Annotated in this window: 16 protein-coding genes and 1 rRNA gene; 4 read left to right on the forward strand and 13 right to left on the reverse strand. The window is 75.1% G+C overall.

Going from position 1 to position 22,519, the window contains the following annotated elements; all coding sequences use genetic code 11:
• Together PGB27_RS29150 and PGB27_RS29155 are read right to left on the reverse strand one after the other, a co-directional pair.
• Positions 1–1,917, reverse strand: a 1,917-nt coding sequence (locus PGB27_RS29150; protein WP_274203961.1) for an AMP-binding protein, incomplete at its 3' end; no start/stop codon positions are given.
• A 176-nt stretch (positions 1,918–2,093) separates the two neighbouring features.
• On the reverse strand, positions 2,094–2,702 hold the full coding sequence (locus PGB27_RS29155) for a mycothiol-dependent nitroreductase Rv2466c family protein (protein ID WP_274203962.1): 609 nt from the start codon (positions 2,700–2,702) through the stop codon (positions 2,094–2,096).
• A gap of 194 nt (positions 2,703–2,896) precedes the next feature.
• Between PGB27_RS29155 and pepN the strand changes: the two genes are divergently transcribed.
• Positions 2,897–5,467, forward strand: coding sequence for an aminopeptidase N (gene pepN, locus PGB27_RS29160; RefSeq protein ID WP_274203963.1), 2,571 nt, complete (start codon positions 2,897–2,899; stop codon positions 5,465–5,467).
• A gap of 90 nt (positions 5,468–5,557) precedes the next feature.
• Here pepN and PGB27_RS29165 read toward each other — a convergent pair whose 3' ends face one another.
• The 4 genes from PGB27_RS29165 to PGB27_RS29180 all read right to left on the reverse strand — a co-directional run bounded on the left by PGB27_RS29165 (position 5,558) and on the right by PGB27_RS29180 (position 8,510).
• The gene (locus PGB27_RS29165; protein WP_274203964.1) at positions 5,558–6,088 is read right to left on the reverse strand and encodes a DUF5130 family protein; all 531 of its coding nucleotides are present in this window, start codon (positions 6,086–6,088) and stop codon (positions 5,558–5,560) included.
• Positions 6,075–6,320, reverse strand: a complete 246-nt coding sequence (ctaJ, locus tag PGB27_RS29170; protein ID WP_456298485.1) for an aa3-type cytochrome oxidase subunit CtaJ — start codon at positions 6,318–6,320, stop codon at positions 6,075–6,077. The genes PGB27_RS29165 and ctaJ overlap by 14 nt, the downstream gene beginning before the upstream one ends.
• 71 nt (positions 6,321–6,391) lie before the next feature.
• Positions 6,392–7,804: an amidase gene (locus tag PGB27_RS29175; protein ID WP_274203966.1), complete on the reverse strand. Its 1,413-nt coding sequence runs from the start codon at positions 7,802–7,804 to the stop codon at positions 6,392–6,394.
• 40 nt (positions 7,805–7,844) lie between these two features.
• Complete coding sequence (locus tag PGB27_RS29180; protein WP_408630142.1) at positions 7,845–8,510, reverse strand: HNH endonuclease; 666 nt, start codon at positions 8,508–8,510, stop codon at positions 7,845–7,847.
• Positions 8,511–8,765: 255 nt separating this feature from the next.
• Here PGB27_RS29180 and PGB27_RS29185 point away from each other — a divergent pair, with 255 nt between their 5' ends.
• Genes PGB27_RS29185 through PGB27_RS29195 form a run of 3 tightly spaced genes read left to right on the forward strand, consistent with a single transcriptional unit; the run spans position 8,766 to position 10,905 of the window.
• The gene (locus tag PGB27_RS29185; RefSeq protein ID WP_274203976.1) at positions 8,766–9,764 is read left to right on the forward strand and encodes a mechanosensitive ion channel family protein; all 999 of its coding nucleotides are present in this window, start codon (positions 8,766–8,768) and stop codon (positions 9,762–9,764) included.
• 37 nt (positions 9,765–9,801) lie between these two features.
• Positions 9,802–10,200, forward strand: coding sequence for a globin (locus PGB27_RS29190; RefSeq protein WP_274203967.1), 399 nt, complete (start codon positions 9,802–9,804; stop codon positions 10,198–10,200).
• A 9-nt stretch (positions 10,201–10,209) separates the two neighbouring features.
• Entirely contained in the window at positions 10,210–10,905 is a 696-nt protein-coding gene (locus PGB27_RS29195) for a dienelactone hydrolase family protein (protein WP_274203968.1), read from the forward strand.
• Positions 10,906–10,912: 7 nt separating this feature from the next.
• Here the strand turns inward: PGB27_RS29195 and PGB27_RS29200 are convergent, their stop codons facing one another.
• The 7 genes from PGB27_RS29200 to rrf all read right to left on the reverse strand — a co-directional run.
• Complete coding sequence (locus PGB27_RS29200) at positions 10,913–11,485, reverse strand: hypothetical protein (protein ID WP_274203969.1); 573 nt, start codon at positions 11,483–11,485, stop codon at positions 10,913–10,915.
• Positions 11,482–11,925 (reverse strand): acyl-CoA thioesterase, encoded by a 444-nt coding sequence (locus PGB27_RS29205; RefSeq protein WP_274203970.1) that lies wholly within the window; start codon positions 11,923–11,925, stop codon positions 11,482–11,484. The genes PGB27_RS29200 and PGB27_RS29205 overlap by 4 nt, the downstream gene beginning before the upstream one ends.
• A 34-nt stretch (positions 11,926–11,959) precedes the next feature.
• Positions 11,960–16,924, reverse strand: a complete 4,965-nt coding sequence (locus PGB27_RS29210) for an NAD-glutamate dehydrogenase (protein ID WP_274203971.1) — start codon at positions 16,922–16,924, stop codon at positions 11,960–11,962.
• Positions 16,925–17,075: 151 nt separating this feature from the next.
• Positions 17,076–19,808 (reverse strand): hypothetical protein, encoded by a 2,733-nt coding sequence (locus tag PGB27_RS29215; RefSeq protein WP_274203972.1) that lies wholly within the window; start codon positions 19,806–19,808, stop codon positions 17,076–17,078.
• 13 nt (positions 19,809–19,821) lie between these two features.
• Entirely contained in the window at positions 19,822–21,498 is a 1,677-nt protein-coding gene (gene ettA / locus PGB27_RS29220; RefSeq protein WP_274203973.1) for an energy-dependent translational throttle protein EttA, read from the reverse strand.
• 50 nt (positions 21,499–21,548) lie between these two features.
• A complete protein-coding gene (locus tag PGB27_RS29225) occupies positions 21,549–22,121 on the reverse strand; it encodes a single-stranded DNA-binding protein (RefSeq protein WP_274203974.1) in 573 nt (190 codons plus the stop codon).
• 291 nt (positions 22,122–22,412) lie between these two features.
• Positions 22,413–22,519: ribosomal RNA gene (gene rrf, locus PGB27_RS29230) — 5S ribosomal RNA — on the reverse strand; the annotation flags it as partial.

A 22,519-nucleotide genomic window follows, 5' to 3' on the forward strand; every position in this document is an offset into this window, starting at 1 on the left:
GGAGGGGGCGGCGGGGGCGCTGGGCGGCGTGGCGGGCGTGGTCCGGACCGCGGTCGTCGGGGCGTCGACGGAGCTCGGTGCGGGGGCAGGGCGCACCGTGGTGGCCCGTGTCGGCGCGTCGACGGCCGACGCCGACGGCGTCGCCGCCGGCCCGCCGCTCGGTCCGGCACTCGGCCCGGCGGTCGGTCCGCCGCTCGGTCCGGCGCTCGGTCCGGCGCTCGGCCCGCCGTCGGTCGGGCGGTCGCCGGTCGGGCGGGCGTCGGTGGATCCGGCGTCGGTCGACGGGGCACCGGTCGACGGGGCACCGGTCGGGCCGGCGTCCGCGGTGGCCGTGGTCCCGTCGGTGGCGGCGCCCTCGGTCGAGGTGGCCTCGGGGGTGGGCGGAGCCTCCTCTGCCTCCTCTGCCTCCTCGGCCTCCTCGGCGACGTCGGCCTCGTCGAGCTGCTCGGCCTCGTCGGGCAGCGTGTCCGGGAGGGACATGACGGTCGTGCGGCTCGAGCGCCGGGGCCCCGGCCGCGGGGCCGGTCGTGCCGCCGTCGGCGCGATCCGCTCGCCCCGGCCGCCGGCCCCGTCGAGGCGCGCGATGCGCTCGACGTCGCCGGCGGGCGTGACCCGGCCGAGGTCGCCGGTGCGGAACATGGTCCCGCCGCGCCCCGGCACGGGGACGAACGCCTCGGCGCTGAGGTCCCGGCGTCCCACGTAGCCACGCCCGACCCCGACCCCGGTGACGGCGATCTCGCCGATCGCGCCCGGCGGCAGGAGCCGTCGGGGGTCGGCCGGGTCGGCGACCACGACGTCGTACCCGGGCAGCGGGCGCCAGAACGCGGCCGGCTGGTGGGGCGTCGCCTCGGTCCACAGGGCGGCGACCGTGGTCTCGGGCCCGCCGTGCAGGCCGACGATGCGGCGCCCGGCCCGCTGCCAGCGGGCCAGGAGGTCGCGCGGCCGGTCGGGCCCGGTGAGCAGGAGCAGCCGCAGGTCGGGCAGGGGCTCGTCGACGCCGGCCAGGTCCTCGGCGCTCGCGCGGAGCACGGTGATGCGCTGGTCGCGCAGGTGGCGGGCGAGGTCGGCGCCGCGCAGCCGCGGTCCCGGCGGCGCGGTGACCACGGCCGCCCCGGACGACCAGGCGAGCCACGTCTCGAGGAGCGCGAGGTCGGAGCCCGCGCGGGTGTCGTGGTGGACGCGGTCGTCGGCCCCGAGGCGCAGGAGCCCGACCGCGTCGCGCAGGAACGACGCGGCCGCCTCGTGGCCGACGGCCGTGGCGCGCAGCCCACCGCGGGCGCCGGCGGAGTGGTCGGTCGCGTGCACGACCACGTAGGCCGGCATCCCGACCACCGAGCCGCGCTCGGTCTCGGTCAGGCGCTGGGCGTCCTCCTCGTCGACCCGGGAGCGGACGCGGTCGAGGTAGACGGCGTCGACGTCGGACGCATCGAGCCGCGCCGCCTCGCCGGTCGTCGTGAGGACGACACCCGCACCGGCCGCCTCGAGCACGGCCGCGAGCGCCTCGTCCGGCAGGCGGGCGTCGAGCGGGACCCACACCGCACCGATCCGCGCCGTCGCGAGCTGGGCGACGAGGACGTCGGCGGGCCGGTCGAGCAGCAGCGCCACCCGGTCACCGGCGGCGATCCGGCGTCGGCGCAGGTAGCGCGCCAGGCGCACGGCCGCGGTCTCCAGCGCGACGTAGGACATCGCGCCGTCGCCGGTCTCCGCCGCGGTGCGCTGGGCGCGGCCGTGGCGCCGCAGCTCGTCGCAGGTCCGCTCGGCGAGCCGGTCGATCCGCGCGTCCGCGGCGGCGAGCGGCGGCCCGACGGCCGGACCCGGGCCGGCACCGGGCCGGCGGCGGGACCCGGTCCACCGGCGCCGGGCCGCGGGCGCGTCGGGGCGCACCGCCGCGACGCCGTGCGGTGCACCGGCGACCATGGCGGCTCCCCCACGTTCGTGCCGTGACCCTTGCGCGGACCACGGCATCGTCACGCAGAGACGTCATCGTCGCCCAGGGTCATCACCCGAACGAAGTAGCCCCTCGTCAGGGGCTCGGGGTCGACGGGCACGAAGAGCGCCCTGCCGACCACGAGGGGTCACCGCGCGGGACCCCGTCAGTCGAACGACAGCTCGGTGTCGCGCGTGCGCTTGAGCTCGTAGAAGTACTCGTACCCCGCGAGGAGCTTCGCGCCGTCGAAGATCGTGCCGGCCTGCTCGCCCTTCGGGATGCGGGTCATGACCGGGCCGAAGTACGCCGAGCCCTCGACGTGGATCACCGGGGTGCCGACGTCCATGCCGACCGGGTCCATGCCCTCGTGGTGGGACGTCTTCAGCGCCTCGTCGTACTCGTCGGTGTGCGCGGCCTGCGCGAGGGAGCTGTCGAGGCCGACCTCGTCGAGCGCCTTGGCGATGACGTCGTCGAAGTCCTTGTTGCCGTTGTTGTGGATCTCGGTGCCCATCGCGGTGTACAGCGGGGCGAGGATGTCGTCGCCCTTCTGCTGCGCGGCGGCGATGCACACGCGGACCGGACCCCACGCCTTCTTCATCATCTCGGCGTACTCCTCGGGCAGGTCCCTGCCCTCGTTGAGCACGGCCAGGCTCATGACGTGCCAGTGCGTCTCGACGTCGCGGACCTTCTCGACCTCGAGCATCCAGCGCGAGGTGATCCACGCGAACGGGCACAGCGGGTCGAACCAGAAATCGACGCGGGTCTTCTCAGCCATGGCGGTCGGGTTCCCTTCTCGGACGTCCTCACTCCGGCCAACCCCCGCACGGCCACGTGGGATTCCCGACGGCAGGGGGTCCGGCCCCCGCTGCGCTCCGCGTCTGCCCCGATGGTCCGGCTCCGCTGCGCTCCGCGTCTGTCCCGATGGTCCGGCTCCGCTGCGCTCCGCGTCCTGCGCCGTAGGGTGGCGCCGTGGCTGCCCCGAACCTGACCCGCACCGACGCGATCGCGCGCGCCGAGCTGCTCGACGTCGCGTCCTACGCGGTCGACCTGGACCTCACCGACGGGGCCGGCGGTCCCGGCGAGGCGACGTTCCGCACCACGACGACGGTGCGTTTCCGGGCGGCCGAGCCGGGCGCGTCGACCTGGATCGACTTCGTCGGCGCCGGGGTCCGCTCGGCGACCCTCAACGGTCGCGCGCTCGAGGTCGGCGACTACGACGAGGAGAAGGGCATCCCGCTGCCCGACCTCGCCGCCGAGAACGAGCTCGTCGTCGACGCCGACGGGCGCTACATGAACACCGGCGAGGGCCTGCACCGGTTCGTCGACCAGGTCGACGGCGGGGTCTACCTCTACAGCCAGTTCGAGACGGCGGACGCCAAGCGGATGTTCGCCTGCTTCGACCAGCCCGACCTCAAGGCGACGATCACCCTGACCGCGACCGCGGCGCCGGACTGGCAGGTCGTCTCCAACGGCGCGACCGAGGCCGTCACCGACGCGGGACCGGAGGGGCACGGCGCGAAGCGGCACGCGTTCGCCACCACGCCGCCGATCTCGACCTACCTCGTCGCGCTCGTCGCCGGCCCCTACGCGCGCTGGCACGACACCTACACCGACGAGCACGGCACGATCCCGCTCGGCATCTTCTGCCGGGCGAGCCTCGCCGAGCACATGGACGCCGAGCGGCTGTTCACCGAGACCAAGCAGGGCTTCGGCTTCTACCACCGCAACTTCGGCGTGCCCTACCCCTTCGGCAAGTACGACCAGCTCTTCGTGCCGGAGTTCAACGCCGGCGCGATGGAGAACGTCGGCGCGGTGACCTTCCTCGAGGACTACGTCTTCCGCAGCCGCGTCACCCGCTACCTCTACGAGCGCCGCGCCGAGACCGTCCTGCACGAGATGGCGCACATGTGGTTCGGCGACCTCGTGACGATGCGCTGGTGGGACGACCTGTGGCTCAACGAGTCGTTCGCGACCTGGGCCAGCGTCGTCAGCCAGGCCGAGGCCACCGAGTACCGCAACGCGTGGACGACGTTCGCCAACGTCGAGAAGTCGTGGGCCTACCGCCAGGACCAGCTGCCCTCGACCCACCCCGTCGCCGCGGACATCCCCGACCTGCAGGCGGTCGAGGTCAACTTCGACGGCATCACCTACGCCAAGGGCGCGTCGGTGCTCAAGCAGCTCGTGTCCTACGTCGGCCAGGAGGAGTTCCTCGCCGGGCTGCGGCTGTACTTCTCGCGCCACGCCTACGGCAACGCGACCTTCGACGACCTGCTGGGCGCGCTGACCGAGGCCTCCGGGCGCGACCTGTCGGGCTGGAGCGCGCAGTGGCTGCGCACCACGGGCCTCAACTCGCTCGCGCCGTCGTTCTCCGTCGGTGAGAACGGGCGGTACACGGCGTTCGAGGTCGTCCAGGGCGGCGCGCGGCCCGGCGCCGGCGAGCTGCGGACCCACCGCCTCGCGGTCGGCGTCTACGGCGACGACGGCTCCGGCAAGCTCGTCCGGCAGCACCGCGTGGAGCTCGACGTCGACGGCGACCGCACCGAGGTCCCGGAGCTGGTCGGGGCCGAGGCCGGCGCGCTCGTGCTCGTCAACGACGACGACCTCACCTACTGCACGATGCGCCTCGACGAGCGCTCGCTGACCACGCTGATCGACCGCATCGGCGACATCGCGGAGCCGCTGCCGCGCACCCTGTGCTGGTCGGCGGCCTGGGAGATGACCCGCGAGGCCGAGCTGCGCGCCCGCGACTTCGTCGCCCTCGTGACCGGCGGTCTGGCCGCCGAGTCCGAGGTCGGCGTCGTCCAGCGGCTCCTGCTGCAGGCCCAGACCGCGCTCGCGTCCTACGCCGAGCCGGGCTGGGCGGTCACCGAGGGGTGGCCGACGTTCGTCGCGCGCCTGCTCGAGCTCGCCCACGCCGACCCGGGCTCGGACCACCAGCTCGCGATCGTCAACGCGCTCGCCGGGTCGGTGCTCACGGCCGAGGCGCTCGACACGATCGCCGGGTGGCGCGACGGGACCGCGCCGCTCGAGGGCCTCACGGTCGACACGGACCTGCGCTGGCGACTCCTGCACGCGCTCGTGGCCCACGGCGCCGCGGGCGGGGCCGAGATCGACGCGGAGTACGAGCGCGACAACACCGCCACCGGCCGGCGCATGGCCGAGCGGGGCCGCGCGCTCGTCCCGACGCCGGAGGCCAAGGCGGAGGCCTGGCGCCGCGCCGTCGAGGACGACACCCTGCCGAACGCCATCAACGCCGCGATCATCATGGGCTTCTCGCACCCGGCGCAGCAGGCGCTGCTCACCGACTACGTCGGGAAGTACTTCGCGGTCGTCGACGAGGTCTGGGCCCGCCGGTCCTCCGAGCAGGCCCAGCCGATGGTGCAGGGGCTCTTCCCGTCCTGGGCGGTGGAGCAGGCGACGGTCGACGCGGCCGACGCGTGGCTCGCCGACGAGCACCCGCCGGCCCTGCGCCGCCTGGTCACCGAGGGCCGCGCGGGCGTCGTCCGCGCCCTCGCCGCTCGGGAGTTCGACCGGGGCTGAGACCCGACCCGAGAACGAACGAACGCGCCGTTCGCTGCTTCTAGCGCAGCGAACGGCGCGTTCGTTCAGCCCGGGGGTGAGGCGGGCGGGCTAGTGGTGCGCCGCGCCCGCCTGGTCGGCGAGCATCGTGATGCCCTCGACCATGCCGCCGACGAGGTCGGACTCCTTGAACGAGGCGACCATGCTCATCACGGCGAGCTTGGCGCCGCGGTCGTCGATGCGCCGGCCCGACTCGGCGCCGGTGACGACCTCGACGACACGCTCGCCCGGCGAGACGGCCACGACGACGGCCTCGGCGGCGTGGTCGCCCAGCGAGGCGTGCAGCTCCTCGGCGCGCTCGCGCGAGCGGGTGCCGAGCGCCCCGACGTAGAGCGTGAACAGCAGCCCGGTCTCGCGGCAGGCGAGGGTGAGCGCCTCGTCGAGACGTGAGAGCTGCGACGACGAGAACGGGGTGCGCGAGTCCTCGGCGAGCACGTCGCTCGCCTCGGAGATCCGCCCGGAGGCGGTGGAGACGCGCGCCTGCCCGACGACCGGGTCCTCGAGGACACCGGGCCCGCGGGTCAGCCGGGTGGTCTGGCCAGGGGCGTCCTGATCGGCCGGGACGACCTCACCACGTGCCACGAGCGCCTCCTCGGGCGGTGTGCTCGGCGGCCGGGCTCGCGGGCACGGCCTCGACGGTCGGCCCGGTGACTCCCGAGCCTCGGGGGTTGCCCATCCACCACAGCGGCTCGTGGTCCCACGCGTCGCCGGAGCGGTACCGCGCCCCACGCCCCGACGGGCGGATCAGGGTGACCGCGGCGATCAGGACGATGCCACCGATCGGGGCCACCACGTAGAGCAGGATCGTGGTCATCGGGCTCACGCGCTGCACCGTAGTGGATGCCGCCGACGACGTCCCGTCGTAGGAGGGTGCCCACACCGCGCTCACCCCTCGGGCGGACGACGGTCCCCCCACGGCCGCGCCGCCTCGAGCTCGGCGGCGAGCCCCAGCAGCACGTCCTCCTCCCCGCGCCGCCCGCGCAGCGCGGTCCCGATCGGGAGCCCGTCCGACCACGTCAGCGGCAGCGAGATCGCGGGCTCACCGGTCAGGTTCGCGATCGCGGTCCAGGGCGTGAAGGCGATCTGGCGGGCGAAGTCGTCGGCGGGGTCGCCGCCCGCGGTGAACCAGCCGACGGGTCGCGGGGGCAGCGCGACGGTCGGGGTGAGCACGGCGTCGTAGCCCGCACGCTCGGCGACGAGGCGGCGGGTCACCACCTGCACCGTCTGCAGCGCCCCCATCGCCGCCGCGCCGCCGTACTCACGGCCACGGGCGCGCAGGTAACGGGTCAGCGGCAGCAGGCGGGGCTCGTCGGCGGGGTCCACGGGGTCGCCGAGCGAGAGCACCTGCCACAGCGTGAGGAACGCCGCGACGCCCTCGTCGGGCAGGCGGACCGCCACCGGCTCGACCTCGTGCCCGAGTGCCTCCAGCAGGCCGCCCACCTCCTCGGCCGCCGCGCGACAGGCGGGGTCGACGACGACGTCGTGCCCGTCGATCGGCGGGTCGACGGCGAGCGCGATCCGCCGGCGTCCCACCGGCCGCGCCAGCGCACCGAGGTAGCCCCCGTCGGGCGGGGCGGCGGGCACGAACGGCTCCCCCGCCGACGGCCGCGCCATGGCGTCGAGCAGCGCGGCGGCGTCGGCGACCGTGCGCGCGAGCGGCCCGTGCACCGACAGCCCGGCCGGATCCCCGCCCGCGGGGCCTGCGGGGACGCGCCCGCGCGTGGTCTTCAGGCCGACGAGCCCGCACGCCGCGGCGGGGATGCGGATCGACCCGCCGCCGTCGGTGCCGTGCGCCACCGGCAGCACGCCCGCGGCCACCGCGGCCGCCGCCCCGCCCGACGACCCGCCCGCCGACCGCGTCCGGTCCCACGGCGTGACGGCCGGCGGCGCCCCGGCCGGCTCGGTGTAGCAGGGCAGCCCGAACTCGGGCACGGCGGTCTTGCCGATGCTGATCGTGCCGGCGGCGCGCAGCAGCACGACGACGTCGTCGTCCTGGTCGGGGATCCAGCCGTCGTAGACCACCGAGCCCCGCCGGGTCGGGACGCCGGCGGTCGCGGTCAGGTCCTTGACGGCGGTCGGGACGCCGGCGAGGGGACCGGCGCCGCGGAGACCGGCCCGGTCGAGCGCGCGGGCGGCGTCGCGGGCGCGGTCGGGGGTGAGCAGCGCGAACGCGCCGAGCTCCGGGCCCAGGCGCTCGGCGCGCGCGAGGGCGGCGTCGACGGCGTCCAGGGCCGTGAGGTCGCCGCGCCGGATCGCCGCGGCGGTCTCGAGGGCGCTCAGCTCGTGGAGATCGCTCACGGTTGCCCCATGCTGCCCCATGGACAGCGCGGGCGCGGGCTCAGGCGGCCGTCTCCCCCAGGTACGGCAGCCAGAGCGGATCGGCGTCGACGAGCCCGGCGAGCAGGCGCCAGTGCCGCCCGCGGGGCGCGGTGGGCATGGTGCGCAGCGGCCAGCCGAGCTCGGCGAGCAGCTTGTCGGCCTTGCGGTGGTTGCACCGGGCGCAGCAGGCGACGCAGTTCTCCCACGTATGCGTGCCACCGCGGCTGCGGGGCACCACGTGATCGATGGTCTCGGCGCGCCCGCCGCAGTACGCGCAGCGGAAGCGGTCGCGGTGCATGAGGGCGGCCCGTGTCAGCGGCACCCGCGCCCGGTAGGGCACGCGGACGTAGGCGACGAGCCGGATGACGGACGGGACCTCGACCGAGCCGGTGGCCGAGTGCAGCACGAGCCCGGCGGCGTCGCCGTGGACCACCTCGGCCTTGCCGCAGACCAGCAGCACGATCGCGCGCCGCAGCGGCAGTGCGGTGAGGGGCTCGAAGGTGGCGTTGAGGAGCAGGACCCGGCGGCGGCCCCACGGCGGCGACGGCGACGGCGGGGCGGGGAGCACGTCCGGGGAGTCGGAACGAGGAGGGGGAGCGACGGTGAGCTCGGGGACGGGATCGGGAGGGTCGGACGCGCCGTACGGCGCGGTGGTGGGCGAGACCTCGCTGACCAGCGGAGTCACGCTGCCGGGTTGTCGTTCGTGCACACGACCACCTCCCGGGGAAGTTGCGCCTAGTCGACCACACAACGGTCCCGATCGCACGCGTGTTCTCACCGTGCGCATCGGCGCGCCATCCGCGTGTCACCGGCGTGTCGTCGGGGGCCGGGAGGCGTCGGGGCGCGACGACCCCGTGCTCTACCGTCGGGGAACGTGACCGTGCCGTCCCCGACCCCGCCACCGGCCACCCCCGAGCCCGGGCCGGACTTCTCGTCGCCGCTGTCCGCGATCCCGTCGACGCCGCCCGCCTGCGCCGCCGACCAGGGCTCGCTGTGCGAACGCGTCTACCGGCTCACGCAGACCGACTGGCTCTCGCGCTCGGCCGACGAGCTGTTCGCGCACCTCGTCGTCGTGCTGCTGATCATCGTCGTCGCGGTGGTGCTGCGACACATGGTGCACCGCGCGATCCGCCGGCTGACCAGCGGCGCGGGCGAGGGACGCGTGCCCGCGCTGCTGCGGCCCCTGCGAGACCGGGCCGTGCGCACGCTCAAGGACGCCGCGCCGCTCATGGTCGAGCGGCGCACGCAGCGCGCCCAGGCGATCGGGTCGGTGCTGCGGTCGTTCTCGACGATGCTCATCTACGGCGTCGCGTTCGTGCTGATCCTGGGCGAGTTCGGGGTCAACCTCGCCCCGATCATCGCCTCCGCCGGCATCGTCGGTGTCGCGATCGGGTTCGGCGCGCAGAACCTCGTCCGCGACTTCCTGTCCGGCATCTTCATGATGCTCGAGGACCAGTACGGCGTCGGCGACGTCGTCGACCTCGGCGAGGCCACCGGCACGGTCGAGGCCGTCGGCCTGCGCGTGACGACGCTGCGCGACATCGCCGGCACCGTCTGGTACGTCCGCAACGGCGAGGTGCTGCGCGTCGGCAACTCCAGCCAGGGCTACTCGGTGGCCGTCGTCGACATCCCCGTCGGGCACAGCGCCGACGTCGACGACGCCCTCGAGATCGCCGAGCGCGCCGCCAACGCCGAGTGCGCCGAGCCGAACATCGCGAGCAAGGTGATCGCGCCGCCGGAGATGCTCGGCGTCCAGTCGGTCACGGCCGAGGGCGTGCTCCTGCGCCTGACCATCAAGACCCGCCCCGGCGAGCAGTGGGCGGTGCAGCGGGCCGTGGCCGCGGAGGTCAAGACGCAGCTCGACGACGCGGGCGTGCCGGCGCCGTTCCCGTTCGCCGGACGCCCCGGCGTCGCGGGCCCGGGCACGCCCGCGGTCTGAGTCCACCCTCCAGGATCGGATCTGGGAACGTGGAGGAGTGAGCGCACCACAGGCCGGTCGACCCGAGACGTTCTACGAGGCCGTGGGCGGGCACGAGACGTTCGTGGCGATCGTGCACCGCTTCTACGAACAGGTCGCCGACGACCCCGTCCTGCGTCCCCTCTACCCCGAGGAGGATCTGGGGCCCGCCGAGCAGCGCCTGCTGATGTTCCTCGAGCAGTACTGGGGCGGCCCGCAGACCTACTCCCACCAGCGCGGGCACCCGCGCCTGCGGATGCGCCACGGCCCGTTCCCGATCGGGCCGCTCGAGCGTGACGCGTGGCTGCGCTGCATGCGCGTCGCCGTCGACGAGGCCGACCTGCCCGAGGAGCGGCGCCGGCAGATGTGGGAGTACTTCGAGATGGCGGCGACGAGCATGATGAACAAGGCCTGGTAGGAAGCGATCATGGCCGACAACCCGCTGCAGAACGTCAGCTTCCCCTCGGGCGGACGGACGGCGCACGGCTACCTCGCGCTGCCCGAGTCCGGCGCGGGTCCCGGTGTGATCGTGATCCAGGAGTGGTGGGGCCTGACCAGCCACATCGCCGACGTCACCAACCGCCTCGCCGCCGAGGGCTTCGTCGCGCTGGCCCCCGACCTCTACGGCGGGGCCACCACGCACGACGCCGACGAGGCCGGCCGGCTCATGCAGCAGCTGCCCGTCGACCAGGCGGCCACCGACCTCGCCGGCGCCGTCGACTTCCTCCTCGACCACGAGGCCGTCGTCGGGCGCAAGGTCGGCGCCGTGGGGTTCTGCATGGGCGGCGGGTTCGTGCTGGTCCTGGCCGCGCAGCAGGGCGACAAGATCGGCGCCGCGGTGCCGTTCTACGGCGTGCTGGGCGAGGACTACCCGAGCTTCGCGAACCTCTCCGCCCCGTTGCTCGGGCACTTCGGCGAGCAGGACGAGATGGCCGGGCCCGAGGCCGTGAAGCAGCTCGCCGACCGGATCGAGACCGAGGCCGGCCGGCGCCCCGACTTCCGCCTCTACCCCGCGGGCCACGCGTTCTTCAACGACGAGGACCACCTCGGCACCTACGACCCCGACCAGGCCCGCATCGCCTGGAACGAGACGGTGGACTTCCTGCGGTCGAACCTGCGCTGAGCCGGCGTCAGACCAGGACGGTGAGGGCCGGGCGGCGGTGACGGACGATCGCCGCCGCCCCGACCTCGAGGCGCAGCCACGCCCCGTCGCCGGACAGCGCGACCGGCACCGGCGCGCCGGCCTCCGGCCAGCCCATGCCCGCGACGGCGACGACGCACCGCGCCGGCACCCGCACCCCCGCGGCCTCCCACACCGGCTCGTCCAGCCGCGCGGCGTCGGCGCGGGCCACCACGGCGTCGACCTCCTCGGCCGCGAGGTGCCCGATCACCTCCCACGCGACCTCGCCGGGCAGGTCGCCGCGCCAGCGGTCGTCGACCGCCGACCCGGGGTCGACCTCCGGCGCGTCGACCACCGAGAGCGCCGCGAGCAGGTCCGACGCCACCACCGTGACGTCCGCGGGCGCCACGTGGCCGGGCGCGCCGGTAGTCACGAGCACCCCGAACGGCGTGCCCGCCCACAGCGCCACCGCGCCGCCGGCGTCGCGCAGCCGCACCACCGCGGCGGGGTCGAGGCGCACGACACGGCCGACGACGTCGGCGAGCGCCGCGCGGTCCGCGGCACCGGGGATCGCCAGGGTCACGCGGCCCGGCCGTCCTCGGTGTAGCCGGCCAGGAACGCGCGCTCCTCGGCCGTCAGGCGCCGGGGCCGCGCGGTGGCGAGCTCGTAGGGCACGAGCTGGGTGGTGGCCGTGACGGCCGGCTTGGCCTCGTCCCACCCGCCGTCGCCGTCGGGCAGCAGCAGCCGGTACGCGACGCGGAACGACGCCGCGCGCACGTCCTGCGCGGTCATCGCGACGCGCACGCCCGCCGGCGTCCACGGGATCGGCCGGCGGTAGGCGACGTCGAGGGCGGCGACCAGCAGCCCGGCCTCGAACGCTGCGACGCCCGCCCGGGTCGCGGCGTCGAAGAGCAGCCCGGTGCGGGCGTCCTCGAGCAGCGTCACCACGCGGGCGTGGTTGACGTGCCCGTAGGCGTCCTGGTCGGACCAACGGACGGCGACGTCGGCGACGTAGGGGGCCACGCGGCTGCTCTCTCCCGGGTTCGGTGCGGTGTGCTCAGCGGACCATGCTGCGGATCTGGCGCGCGGCGACCGACACCGTCGCGAGGTCCGCGTGCCCGACCTTCGCGATCTCGGCGAGCGCCGAGCGGGCTCGCATGAGGCGCGAGGCGTTCGCCTGCTCCCAGTGCTCGATCTTCTCGTCCGCGGACTCCTCCGGCCCCGTGTCGGCGAGCACGTCCAGCGTGATCGCCCGCAGGGACGAGTACAGCTCGTCGCGCAGGGACAGCCGCGCGAGCGCGTGCCACCGGTCGGAGCGCTCGAGGCCGGCGACGGCGGTGAGCAGGGCGTCGAGCCCGAGGTGCTCGGAGAGCGCGTAGTAGAGCTCGGCGACGGCGAGCAGCTCGTCGTCGGTGACCTCGCCGTCGTCGGCGATCAGCCCGCCCCGCTCCCGCTCGGCGTACTCGGCGATCTCGACGACGTCGAGCAGCCCGAACGCGTAGAGCCCGCCCACGGCCCGGCGGGCGAGGTCGACCGGCGCGCCCGCGTCGACGAAGCCCTGCGTGCGGTGCGCGAGCCCCTCGGCCTCGCGGCCGTGCAGGAGCTCGGGCACCCGGGGCGCCAGGTGGGCGACCCACGGCGAGAACCGCGCGACCTCCGCCCCCACCGCGAGCGGCTGCGGGCGGTGGGTGAGGAACCACCGCGCCACGCGGTCGAGCTGGCGACGCGCGGCCAGGGTCAGCCGGTCGGCGACCAGCGTCGAGAGCGTCTGCTCGCCCGCCGCGATGTCGTCGGCGAGCACGTCGAGCCCGAACACCGTGGTGGCGACGTGGTACGCGCGCGCCGCGTCGCCCGGGGTCGCCGCGACCTCCTGCGCGAGCCGGTGCACGAACGTCAGCCCGCCGCCGTCGACCACGGCGTTCGACAGCATCGTCGTCACGATCTGGCGGCGCAGCGGGTGCGCCGCCACCGCGTCGGGGAAGCGCTCGGCGAGCACCGCCGGGAAGTACGACGGCAGGCGCCGCGCGAACACCTCGAGGTCGGGCACCTCGGACGCCGCGAGCGCGTCGGTGAGGTCGAGCTTGACGTGGGCCATGAGCGTCGAGAGCTCGGGGCTCGACAGGCCCTCCCCCGCCGCGCGCCGGGCCGCGAACTCCTCGGCGTCGGGCAGCACGTCGAGCTCGCGGTCGAGCCGGCCGCGCTCCTCGAGGTCGGCGACCAGCGCCTCGTGCACGTGCGCCATCCCCGCCGCATGCGACCGGGACACCCCCAGCACCTCGTTCTGGCTGACGTTGTCGGCGAGCACCAGCGCGGCGACGTCCTCGGTGGTGGCCGCGATCTGCTCGTCGCGCTCGGCGGGCGCGAGCTCCCCGCGCTCGACCAGCGAGTCCAGCAGGATCTTGATGTTGACCTCGTGGTCGGAGCAGTCGACGCCGGCGCTGTTGTCGATCGCGTCGGTGTTGACCTTGCCGCCGTGGCGCGCGTACTCGATGCGCCCGCGCTGCGTCAGGCCGAGGTTGCCGCCCTCGCCGACCACCGCCACCCGCAGCTCGTCGCCGTCGACGCGCACGGCGTCGTTGCCCTTGTCGCCCACGTCGGCATGCGTCTCGGTGGACGCCTTGACGTAGGTGCCGATCCCGCCGTTCCACAGCAGGTCCGCCGGCGCGCGCAGGACCGCGCGCACCAGCGTCGGCGGGTCGACCTCGCCGGGCTCGATGCCCAGCACCTCGGCGGCGCGCGGCGACACCGGGATCGCCTTCATCGTGCGCGGGTAGACGCCGCCGCCCGCGCTGATGAGGGACTCGTCGTAGTCCGCCCACGACGAGCGGGGCAGCTCGAACAGGCGGCGCCGCTCGGCGTACGAGACGGCGGGATCCGGGTCGGGGTCGAGGAAGACGTGGCGGTGGTCGAACGCCGCGACGATCCTGAGGTGCTCGGAGAGCAGCATGCCGTTGCCGAACACGTCCCCGGACATGTCGCCGACGCCGACCACGGTGATCTCGTCGTGCGCGAGGTCGCGGCCGAGCTCGCGGAAGTGGCGCCGCACGCTCTCCCACGCGCCGCGGGCGGTGATGCCCATGGCCTTATGGTCGTAGCCCACGGACCCGCCGGACGCGAACGCGTCGCCGAGCCAGAACCCGTACTCGGTGGCCACCTCGTTGGCGAGGTCGGAGAACGTCGCGGTGCCCTTGTCCGCGGCCACCACGAGGTAGGGGTCGTCGCCGTCGTAGCGCACGACGTCGGCGGGCGTGCGGATCGCGGACTGCGCGGCGTGCCCCGCCCGGTCGTCGACGAGGTCGAGCAGCCCCGAGACGAACATGCGGTAGCAGGCGACGCCCTCGGCGCGCGCGGCATCGCGATCGACGGCGGCGTCGCCGGTGGGGGCCGGCGGGCGCTTGACCACGAACCCGCCCTTGGCGCCCACGGGCACGATGACCGCGTTCTTCACGGCCTGCGCCTTGACCAGCCCGAGGATCTCGGTGCGGTAGTCCTGCAGGCGGTCCGACCAGCGCAGACCGCCGCGGGCGATCGCCCCGAAGCGCAGGTGCACGCCCTCGACGCGGTTGGAGTGCACGAACGTCTCGACCGCGGGCACCGGCTCCGGCACGCCCGGGACCTGCGCGGGGTCGAGCTTGAGCGCGAGGAACGGGCGGGGCTCGCCCCCCTCGGTCCCTTCCTGGCCGCCGTCGCGGCGGAAGAAGTTGGTGCGCAGCGTCGCGCGGACGACCCCGAGCAGCGAGCGCAGGATGCGGTCCGCGTCGAGGCTGGTGACCTCGGCGATCGCCGCGGTCACCCGCGCGTCGACCTCGGCCACGCGACGGTCCCGTTCCTCGTCGCCGAGCGCGGGGTCGAAGCGGGCCTCGAACAGCTCGACCAGCGCCACGGCGACGTCGCGGTGCGCGCCGACGACGTCGGTGATGTAGCTCTGCCCGTACGCGCTGCCGATCTGGCGCAGGTAGCGCGAGAAGGCCCGCAGCACCGCGGCCTGGCGCCACGTCAGCCCGGCGCGCAGGACGAGGGCGTTGAAGCCGTCGGCGCCGGCGAGCCCCGTCCAGACCGCGTCGAACGCCTCGGCGAACCGCTCGGTGAGGTCGTGCTCGGTGCCCGGCGGCACCGTGTCGGTGTCCCCGAGGCGCAGGCCGAAGTCGTTGATCCAGCACGCGACGCCGTCGCTGCGCGTGACCCCGTAGGGCCGCTCGTCGACGACGACCACGCCCAGCGACTGCAGCGCCGGCAGCACCGACGACAGCGTCGCCCGCCGGCCCGCGAGGTAGAGCTTGAGGCGCCGGTCGCCCGCCTCGGGCGTGTCCGGCCGGTAGAGCCGGACGGCGGTGTCGCGGCCGTCGGCGGGGTCGTCCTCGTCGGTGCGCGGTGTGAGGCCCTCGAGGATCCGCAGGTCCAGCAGGCCGCGCTCCGGGCCGAAGTCCTCCTTGTAGGCCTCGGCGAACGGCTCGCCGATGGCCGCGATGGCCGCGCGCTCCTCGCCGGTGGCCGCCTCGCGCAGGCGGTCGGCCCACGTGCGCGCGGCTTCGGCGAGGTCGTGGGTGAGCGCCTCGAGGTCGGGGGTGACCGGTTCCTCGCGCCCGGTGTGCACCGTGACGTGCAGGAGCGCCAGCTGGTCCTCGGTGACGCGCGCGGTGTGCTCGATGTCGGTGCCGCGCAGCTCGCGGGTGAGCACCTCCTGCATCCGCAGCCGCGCCGCGGTCGTGTAGCGGTCGCGCGGCAGGTAGATCATGCAGGAGAAGTAGCGGCCGAACGGGTCGCGGCGCAGGAACAGGCGCACCCGGCGCCGCTCGGCGAGGTCGAGCACGCCGGTCGCCGTGGCCTCGAGCGAGGCGCGGTCGGTGCACAGCAGCTCGGCGCGCGGGTAGGTCTGGAGCACCTCGAGCAGGCGCTGTCCCGACCACGAGTCGACGGGCAGCCCCGCCTCGGCGACGACCTCCTGCACGCGCCGCGACACCACCGGGATGCCCAGCACGTCGGCGTGCCGGGCGGCGACGGTGAGGATGCCGAGGAAACGGTGCTCGCCGACCAGCCGACCCTCGTCGTCGAAGATGCTCACGCCGACGTAGAGCGGGTGCTCCGGGCGGTGGACCGTCGACCGGGCGCTGGCGCGGGTCAGCACGAGCAGCCGGCGCGGCGCGGTCGCCCCCGCGGTGCCGGCGGGGCTCACGCTGTCCGGGCTCGCGGTCAGGGTGCGGGCGACGAGGCTGTCGCGGCGCAGCACGCCCAGGCCGGTGGCGAGGACGCCGCGCAGCGCCGGCCCCTCCGGGGTGTCGACGAGCTCCTGGCGCCGGTAGCCCAGCATGATCAGGTTGCCCTGCGCGAACCAGCGCATCAGCGCGACCGTGTCGGCGATCTCCGTGCCGCCACCGTGCCCGTCGAGCTCGTCGGCGAGCGCGCGGGCCGTCGACACCATCCGGTCGCCGTCCTCGACGACCTCGCGGACGTCGGTGAGCACGCTCGAGAGCCGCGCGTGCAGGTCGGCGGCCAGGTCGCGCGCGGGGTCGGACCCGGGCAGGTCGCCGAGCTCGATGTTCATCCACGACTCGGCGACCGTGCCCGGAGCCGGGGCCGCGGGGTCGGCGAGCGGGAGGATGTCCAGGAGCTCCCCGCGCACGTCGCGGCGCACGACGATGACCGGGTGCACGACACGGTGCACGCTTGCGCCGGTGCGGTCGAGCTCGGCGAGCACCGAGTCGATGAGGAACGGCATGTCGTCGGTGACGACGAGCACCGAGATGCGCCCCTCGGAACCCGGGGTGTCGAGCACCGCGGTCACCGGCTTCCCCGGCACCCGCAGCCGCGCGAGGCTGCGGTGCGCGCGGACGGTCGCGAGCGCGTCCTCGGGGTCGGCGACGAGCTCGCTCTCGGGGACCCGGTCGAAGTACGTGACGGCGAGCTCGCCCAGCGCCGAGTCGGGCGGGTCCTGCGACGCGGCGACGGCGCGGAGGGCGCCGCGGTCGGCCGGCCAGCCGCCGCGCGTGCCGGCCGCGACCGTCGTGCTCGTGGTCGTCGTCATGCCGCGTTCCCGGAGGCCGGGGACCGGCGGGGCGCCGCCCGCCCGGCCCGGGGTTCGTCGCTGTGCGTCCGGGCGTCCACGGCGGCCCACCCTAACGCTGCCCGCCGGGTGCGCCGCGGCCCGGAGGAGGGCCCGGGAGCCGCGGCGAGGGTCACCGCCGGGCTCGGTGGTCGTCGGCGGGAGCGGCCGGGGCCTGGTCTGCGGAGTGGTATGCGTCCATGGCGTCGGCGAGCAGATCCGCCAACCGAGGTCCGGAGTCGTCGGCGCGCCGGGCCGTCGGCACCCCGTTGCGCGAACGCGGGCCCGGGCGGCCGTTGACCCTCAGCGGCGGCTCGGGTTCCCCCACGGCGTCGTCCGGACGGGCCTCGACCTGCGTGGTCGGCGCCGGCGCGCTCTCCGCGGCCCCTGCGGCGCCGAGCGGGATGCCGGCCGGCTGGTACTCGCTGAGCAGGTCGACCAGCGTCAACGCCAGCTCCTGCGCGTACTCGTCGTCCTCGGGCCTGCTCAGCCCCCACGCGACGGGCGCTCCGGGCTCGGCGCGGCCGTTGCGCTGTCCGTCGCGGTGCGCGGCCATGGTCAGCGGCTCGTGGGTGGGCCCGGGCCGCCCGCGGTCCGCCTGGTCACCGCCGTCGCTGCGGTCGGACCGGCGGCCGTGCCCGAGGCCGTCGCTGCGCTCGGGGGCCGCGCCGAGGTCGGCCAGGTGGTCACGGTCGACGCGGTCATCCGACCCCGGACCGGCCCCTCGAGCCGGCACCTCCTCGTGGTGGCGACTCGACCGTCCCGACCCCCGGTCGGCCGTCTCCGTGAGCGCAGCCCCGTTGCCGGTGGCCGGGAGGCGACCCGCTTCCTGGGCGGGTTCCGTGCCCCAGGAGCGGTACGCCTCTGCCGAGTGATCCGCGTCCCCGGCGTGCCCCGACTCCCCCGGGCTGTCCGCGCCCCACCCGTTCAGGGACAGGTCGGCGGCGGCCCCGAGGCCGTCGAGCCCGCGGTCGGCATCCAGCCCACGCCGGCCGTCCTCCTCGGCGCGCACGACGCGCCCCGCCCCGACGGACCCGTGCCGCCGGCGCTCGCGGGCATCCCGCCCGTCCTCGTCGTCCGGAGCGCGGTGGCCACCGCGGCGACGCGTGGGTGCCAGTGCGTCGGAATCCGCCTCCGAGGCAGGACGCCTGCCGGACGAGCCGGCATCGCCGACGGCGCTGCCGTCGAGGCCGCTGGCGTCCGGCGCGGGGGCGGAGGCAGCGGCGACGGACCGCCCGTCCTCAGGCTCGCCGTCTCGCGGGGCCGCCGCGGCGTCGACGCTCGTGACCCCGGCGCGGCCGGCGTCCCCGTCCCGGAGCGGGGCGTCGGGCGCGTCCTCGTGGCCGTCGGCCCCGGCCGGCTCGGGACGCCGGAGCAGGATCGACTCGGGTACCTCCCAGCGCGCGCGGGCCCGGGCGAGGCGACGGCTGCGGGCCTCGGCCGCCGCGGCCACATCCCCGGCCCCGGAGCCGTCGCGGGCCCCACCAGGCCGGTCCTCGTCCGGCACCGGCGTCCCTCCGGGTGGGGTGGTGAAGGGGTCGAGGCTCCCTCGGCGTGCGGCGGCCAGGGCCGCGGCGAGCGCCTCGCCGGGTTCGGTGTCGTCGCGGTACCGCCCGCGGCGACGCGGCGACACCCCAGGTGCGGTCTCCTCCTGGGCCGTCGGCCTCGTCGGCGCCGTGTCAGCGTCCTCGGCGGAGCGCGGCTCACCGACGGAGTCGAGCCCGAGCGACCCCGACCCGACCGGCTCCTCCGCCCGCAGCGCGCCCTCGACCAGCGGCGTGCGGGCCACGTCGGCCACCGGAGCTCCGGCGTCGTCCGACGACCGGGCCGGCCGGTGCTGCGGCGTCGCCAGCGCCACCGCCAGCGCGATCCGGGCGTCCGTGGTCTCGTCGCGCGCGGCCAGGGCGTGGGCGTGGGCCCGGCGCAGCTCGTCGAGGGCGTGCCGGCTCTCGCCGCGCCGGGCCGCCACCTCCGCGAGCACCTCGATGGCCTCCGCGGCCTGCGCCTCGTGGCCGTGGTCGAGGAGGTCGACCTCCGCCTCCCGCGCCCAGCGCGCGGCGGTGTCGACGTCGCCGGCCGCCAGGCAGACCGAGCGGGCGAGCACGCAGCGCATCCGGCCGACCGCCAGCGACGTCGTGGCCTGTGGCGTCGCCGCGAGCGAGGGCGTCGCCAGCTCGCGGGCCTCGTCGCCGCGCCCGAGCTCGGCGAGCAGCTCGACCTGGTCGGCCACGAGCAGCGCGGACTCGCGTCCGGTCTCCGCGCCGGCGTTGTCGGTGGTCACGCCGCGGAGCACCGCGAGCGCCCCGGGCGCGTCCCCCGCGACGCGACGTGCGCGGGCCCGCGACCGGTGGACGGCCAGCGCCCGAACGTCGTCGGACGCGTCCCCGACGAGCTCCTCGACCTGGCGGGCCGCGGCGTCCACGCCCGGGACGTCGCCCCGGGCCGCCCGGGCCGCGGACCACGCCACCAGCGCGTCGACGCGCACCGCGGACGGGAGGGCCTGGCCTCCCGCCAACGGCTCGAGCGCCGCCTCGGCGGCGTCGACGTCGTCGCACTGCACCGCGGCCCGGGCCAGCTCGCAGCGCAGCAGTGCCGCGTCGGTGGAGCGCCCGTCGCGCTCCGCGTCCTGCAGCTGCGGCACGGCACGCAGGATCAGCGGCGCGGCGCGGTCCGACTGCCCGAGGGCGAGCACGGCGGACCGCTCCGCGGCGCTGCGGGCGTCGACGTCGGCGCCCGCGGTCCGGGCGACGTGCTCGGCCAGCGCGACGCTCAGCTGCGGATCGGTCCACCGCAGTCCCTCGGCGACCTCGAGGATCGCACTCGCGGTGAGTCCGTGGACCCCGGACTGCCGCGCCGAGCTCTCCACCGCGTCCGGGTCCTCAGTCCCGGGTCAGCTTGCGGTGGGTGACGCGGTGCGGCCGGGCGGCGTCGGGACCGAGGCGCGCGATCTTGTTCTCCTCGTAGTCGGCGAAGTTGCCCTCGAACCAGAACCACGCCGCGGGGTGATCGTCGGTGCCCTCCCACGCGAGGATGTGGGTGCAGACGCGGTCGAGGAACCAGCGGTCGTGGGAGACGACCACCGCGCAGCCCGGGAAGTTCTCCAGGGCGTTCTCCAGCGACGACAGCGTCTCGACGTCGAGGTCGTTCGTCGGCTCGTCGAGCAGCAGGAGGTTGCCGCCCTGCTGCAGGGTGAGCGCCAGGTTGAGGCGGTTGCGCTCACCGCCGGAGAGGACGTTGACCGGCTTCTGCTGGTCGGGGCCCTTGAACCCGAACGCGGACAGGTACGCGCGCGACGGCATCTCGACCTGGCCGACCTGGATGTGGTCGAGACCCCCCGAGACGACCTTCCACACGTTGTCCGTGCCCGACAGGCCCTCACGGGTCTGGTCGACGTACGACAGCTTGACCGTGTCGCCGACCCGGACCTCGCCCGAGTCCGGCTTCTCGAGACCGACGATGGTCTTGAACAGCGTCGTCTTGCCGACGCCGTTCGGACCGATGACGCCGACGATGCCGTTGGGCGGCAGCGAGAACGACAGGTCCTTGATGAGCAGCCGGTCGTCGAATCCCTTGTCCAGGTGGCTGACCTCGACGACCACGCTGCCGAGGCGCGGGCCCGGCGGGATCTGGATCTCCTCGAAGTCGAGCTTCCGCGTCTTCTCCGCCTCGGCGGCCATCTCCTCGTAGCGGGCCAGACGCGACTTGCTCTTGGCCTGCCGCGCCTTCGCGCCGGAGCGCACCCAGGCGAGCTCGTCGGCGAGCCGCTTGCGCAGCTTCGCGTCCTTGCGGCCCTGGACCGCGACGCGCTCCGCCTTCTTCTCGAGGTAGGTCGAGTAGTTGCCCTCGTAGGGGTAGGCCCGCCCGCGGTCGAGCTCGAGGATCCACTCGGCGACGTTGTCGAGGAAGTACCGGTCGTGGGTGACGGCCAGGACAGCGCCCTCGTACGAGGCGAGGTGCTGCTCGAGCCACTGCACGCTCTCGGCGTCGAGGTGGTTGGTCGGCTCGTCGAGCAGGAGGAGGTCGGGCTTGCTGATGAGCAGCTTGCACAGGGCGACCCGGCGTCGCTCACCACCCGACAGGTGCGTCACCGGCTCGTCGCCGGGCGGGCACCGCAGGGCGTCCATCGCCTGCTGCAGCTGCGAGTCGAGGTCCCATGCGTCGGCGTTGTCGAGGTCCTCCTGGAGGGCGCCCATCTCTTCCATGAGCTCGTCGGAGTAGTCGGTGGCCATGAGCTCGGCGATCTCGTTGTACCGCGCGAGCTTGGTCGCGACCTCCCCGGCACCCTCCTGGACGTTGCCGAGGACCGTCTTCTCCTCGTTGAGCGGAGGTTCCTGCTGCAGGATGCCGACCGTCGCCCCCGGGGCCGAGTACGCCTCGCCGTTGTTGGGCTGGTCGAGTCCGGCCATGATCTTGAGAACGCTCGACTTGCCCGCCCCGTTGGGGCCGACGACGCCGATCTTCGCTCCGGGCAGGAAGTTCAGCGTGACGTCGTCCAGGATGACCTTGTCACCATGGGCTTTACGAACCTTCTTCATGGTGTAGATGAACTCAGCCACGCCCACGATGGTAGTTGCCACGACTCGGCGTCCCCCGGCCCCGGGGCGGTTCAGGCGCTCGCCCGGACGGCACCGGACCGACGGCGTTCTCCCGCGTCGATCCCGGTGATCGTCGCTCCCTCGGTGGCCGCCTCCGGGTCCGCCGCCGGAAGATCCCCGTCGACGCCGGCTGCCGCCCGCGATGTCGGCGCCACGACGACGCCGTCGTCGGCGGTCACGTCGCCGGTCGGCGTCGCCGTGCCGGCCTCCCCCACCTCACCGGCGCGCCAGCGGTGGACCTTCGCCGTGCAGCGGGCGAGGTCCGGGCCGACGGCCACGGCGCTGATCTCGGTCATGTAGCGACGGACACCCTCGGCCTCGTACTCCCGCACCGACAGGCGTCCGGTGACGATGACCGGGTCGCCCTTCGTCAGGCAGCGAGCACCGTCGGCCAGGCGCCGCCAGCAGTTCACGGAGGCGGTGAAGCGGTCGCCGTCGATCCACGTCTCCGACGCCTTGTCCCAGCGGCGCTCCGAGCTCGCGACGCGGAAGGTCACGAGCTCGTGCTCCTGGTTGGGTCCCACTCGCCGAGCGATCACGTCGCCGGCCACGTTGCCCGTCACCGTCACCATCGTCTCGTTCACGTCGTACTCCGCTCGTCCTCGAAGGACGGGGTACTTCCCCGGTCCGCTCGGGGAGCGTCGCGTGACGTCGACGTCGGGTGCGAGCGGCGACCGAGGACCTGGGGACGAAGGAGAGGGGTGGGGACGGGACAACGGCACGGCGACGCCGTCGCTGATCCACCTGACGCAGAGGAAGCGTCTGCCGGGTCGATGAACAACCCTGAACATGCCGCGAGGGGCGAGTGCTCCTGTGGTGGGAGTGCTCGCCCCTCGGGGGGTGTTCGGTATGGGTGGTGTGGGGGTGGTCGGGTGTTCCGGCGGTGTCCTACTCTCCCACGACCTGTCGGTCGCAGTACCATCGGCGCTGGAGGGCTTAGCTTCCGGGTTCGGGATGGGTCCGGGCGTTTCCCCTCCGCTGT

It is taken from the genome of Actinomycetospora lemnae (assembly GCF_028737315.1).
Classification (GTDB): Bacteria; Actinomycetota; Actinomycetes; order Mycobacteriales; family Pseudonocardiaceae; genus Actinomycetospora; species Actinomycetospora lemnae.

What these genes read in the sequence shown, in the direction of transcription:
- PGB27_RS29155 (WP_274203962.1), bottom strand. Translation starts at nt 2,702, where the DNA reads ATGGCTGAGAAGACCCGCGTCGATTTCTGGTTCGACCCGCTGTGCCCG.
- ctaJ (WP_456298485.1), bottom strand. Translation starts at nt 6,320, where the DNA reads ATGACCACGATCCTGCTCTACGTGGTGGCCCCGATCGGTGGCATCGTC.
- PGB27_RS29210 (WP_274203971.1), bottom strand. Translation starts at nt 16,924, where the DNA reads ATGACGACGACCACGAGCACGACGGTCGCGGCCGGCACGCGCGGCGGC.
- PGB27_RS29195 (WP_274203968.1), top strand. Translation starts at nt 10,210, where the DNA reads ATGGCCGACAACCCGCTGCAGAACGTCAGCTTCCCCTCGGGCGGACGG.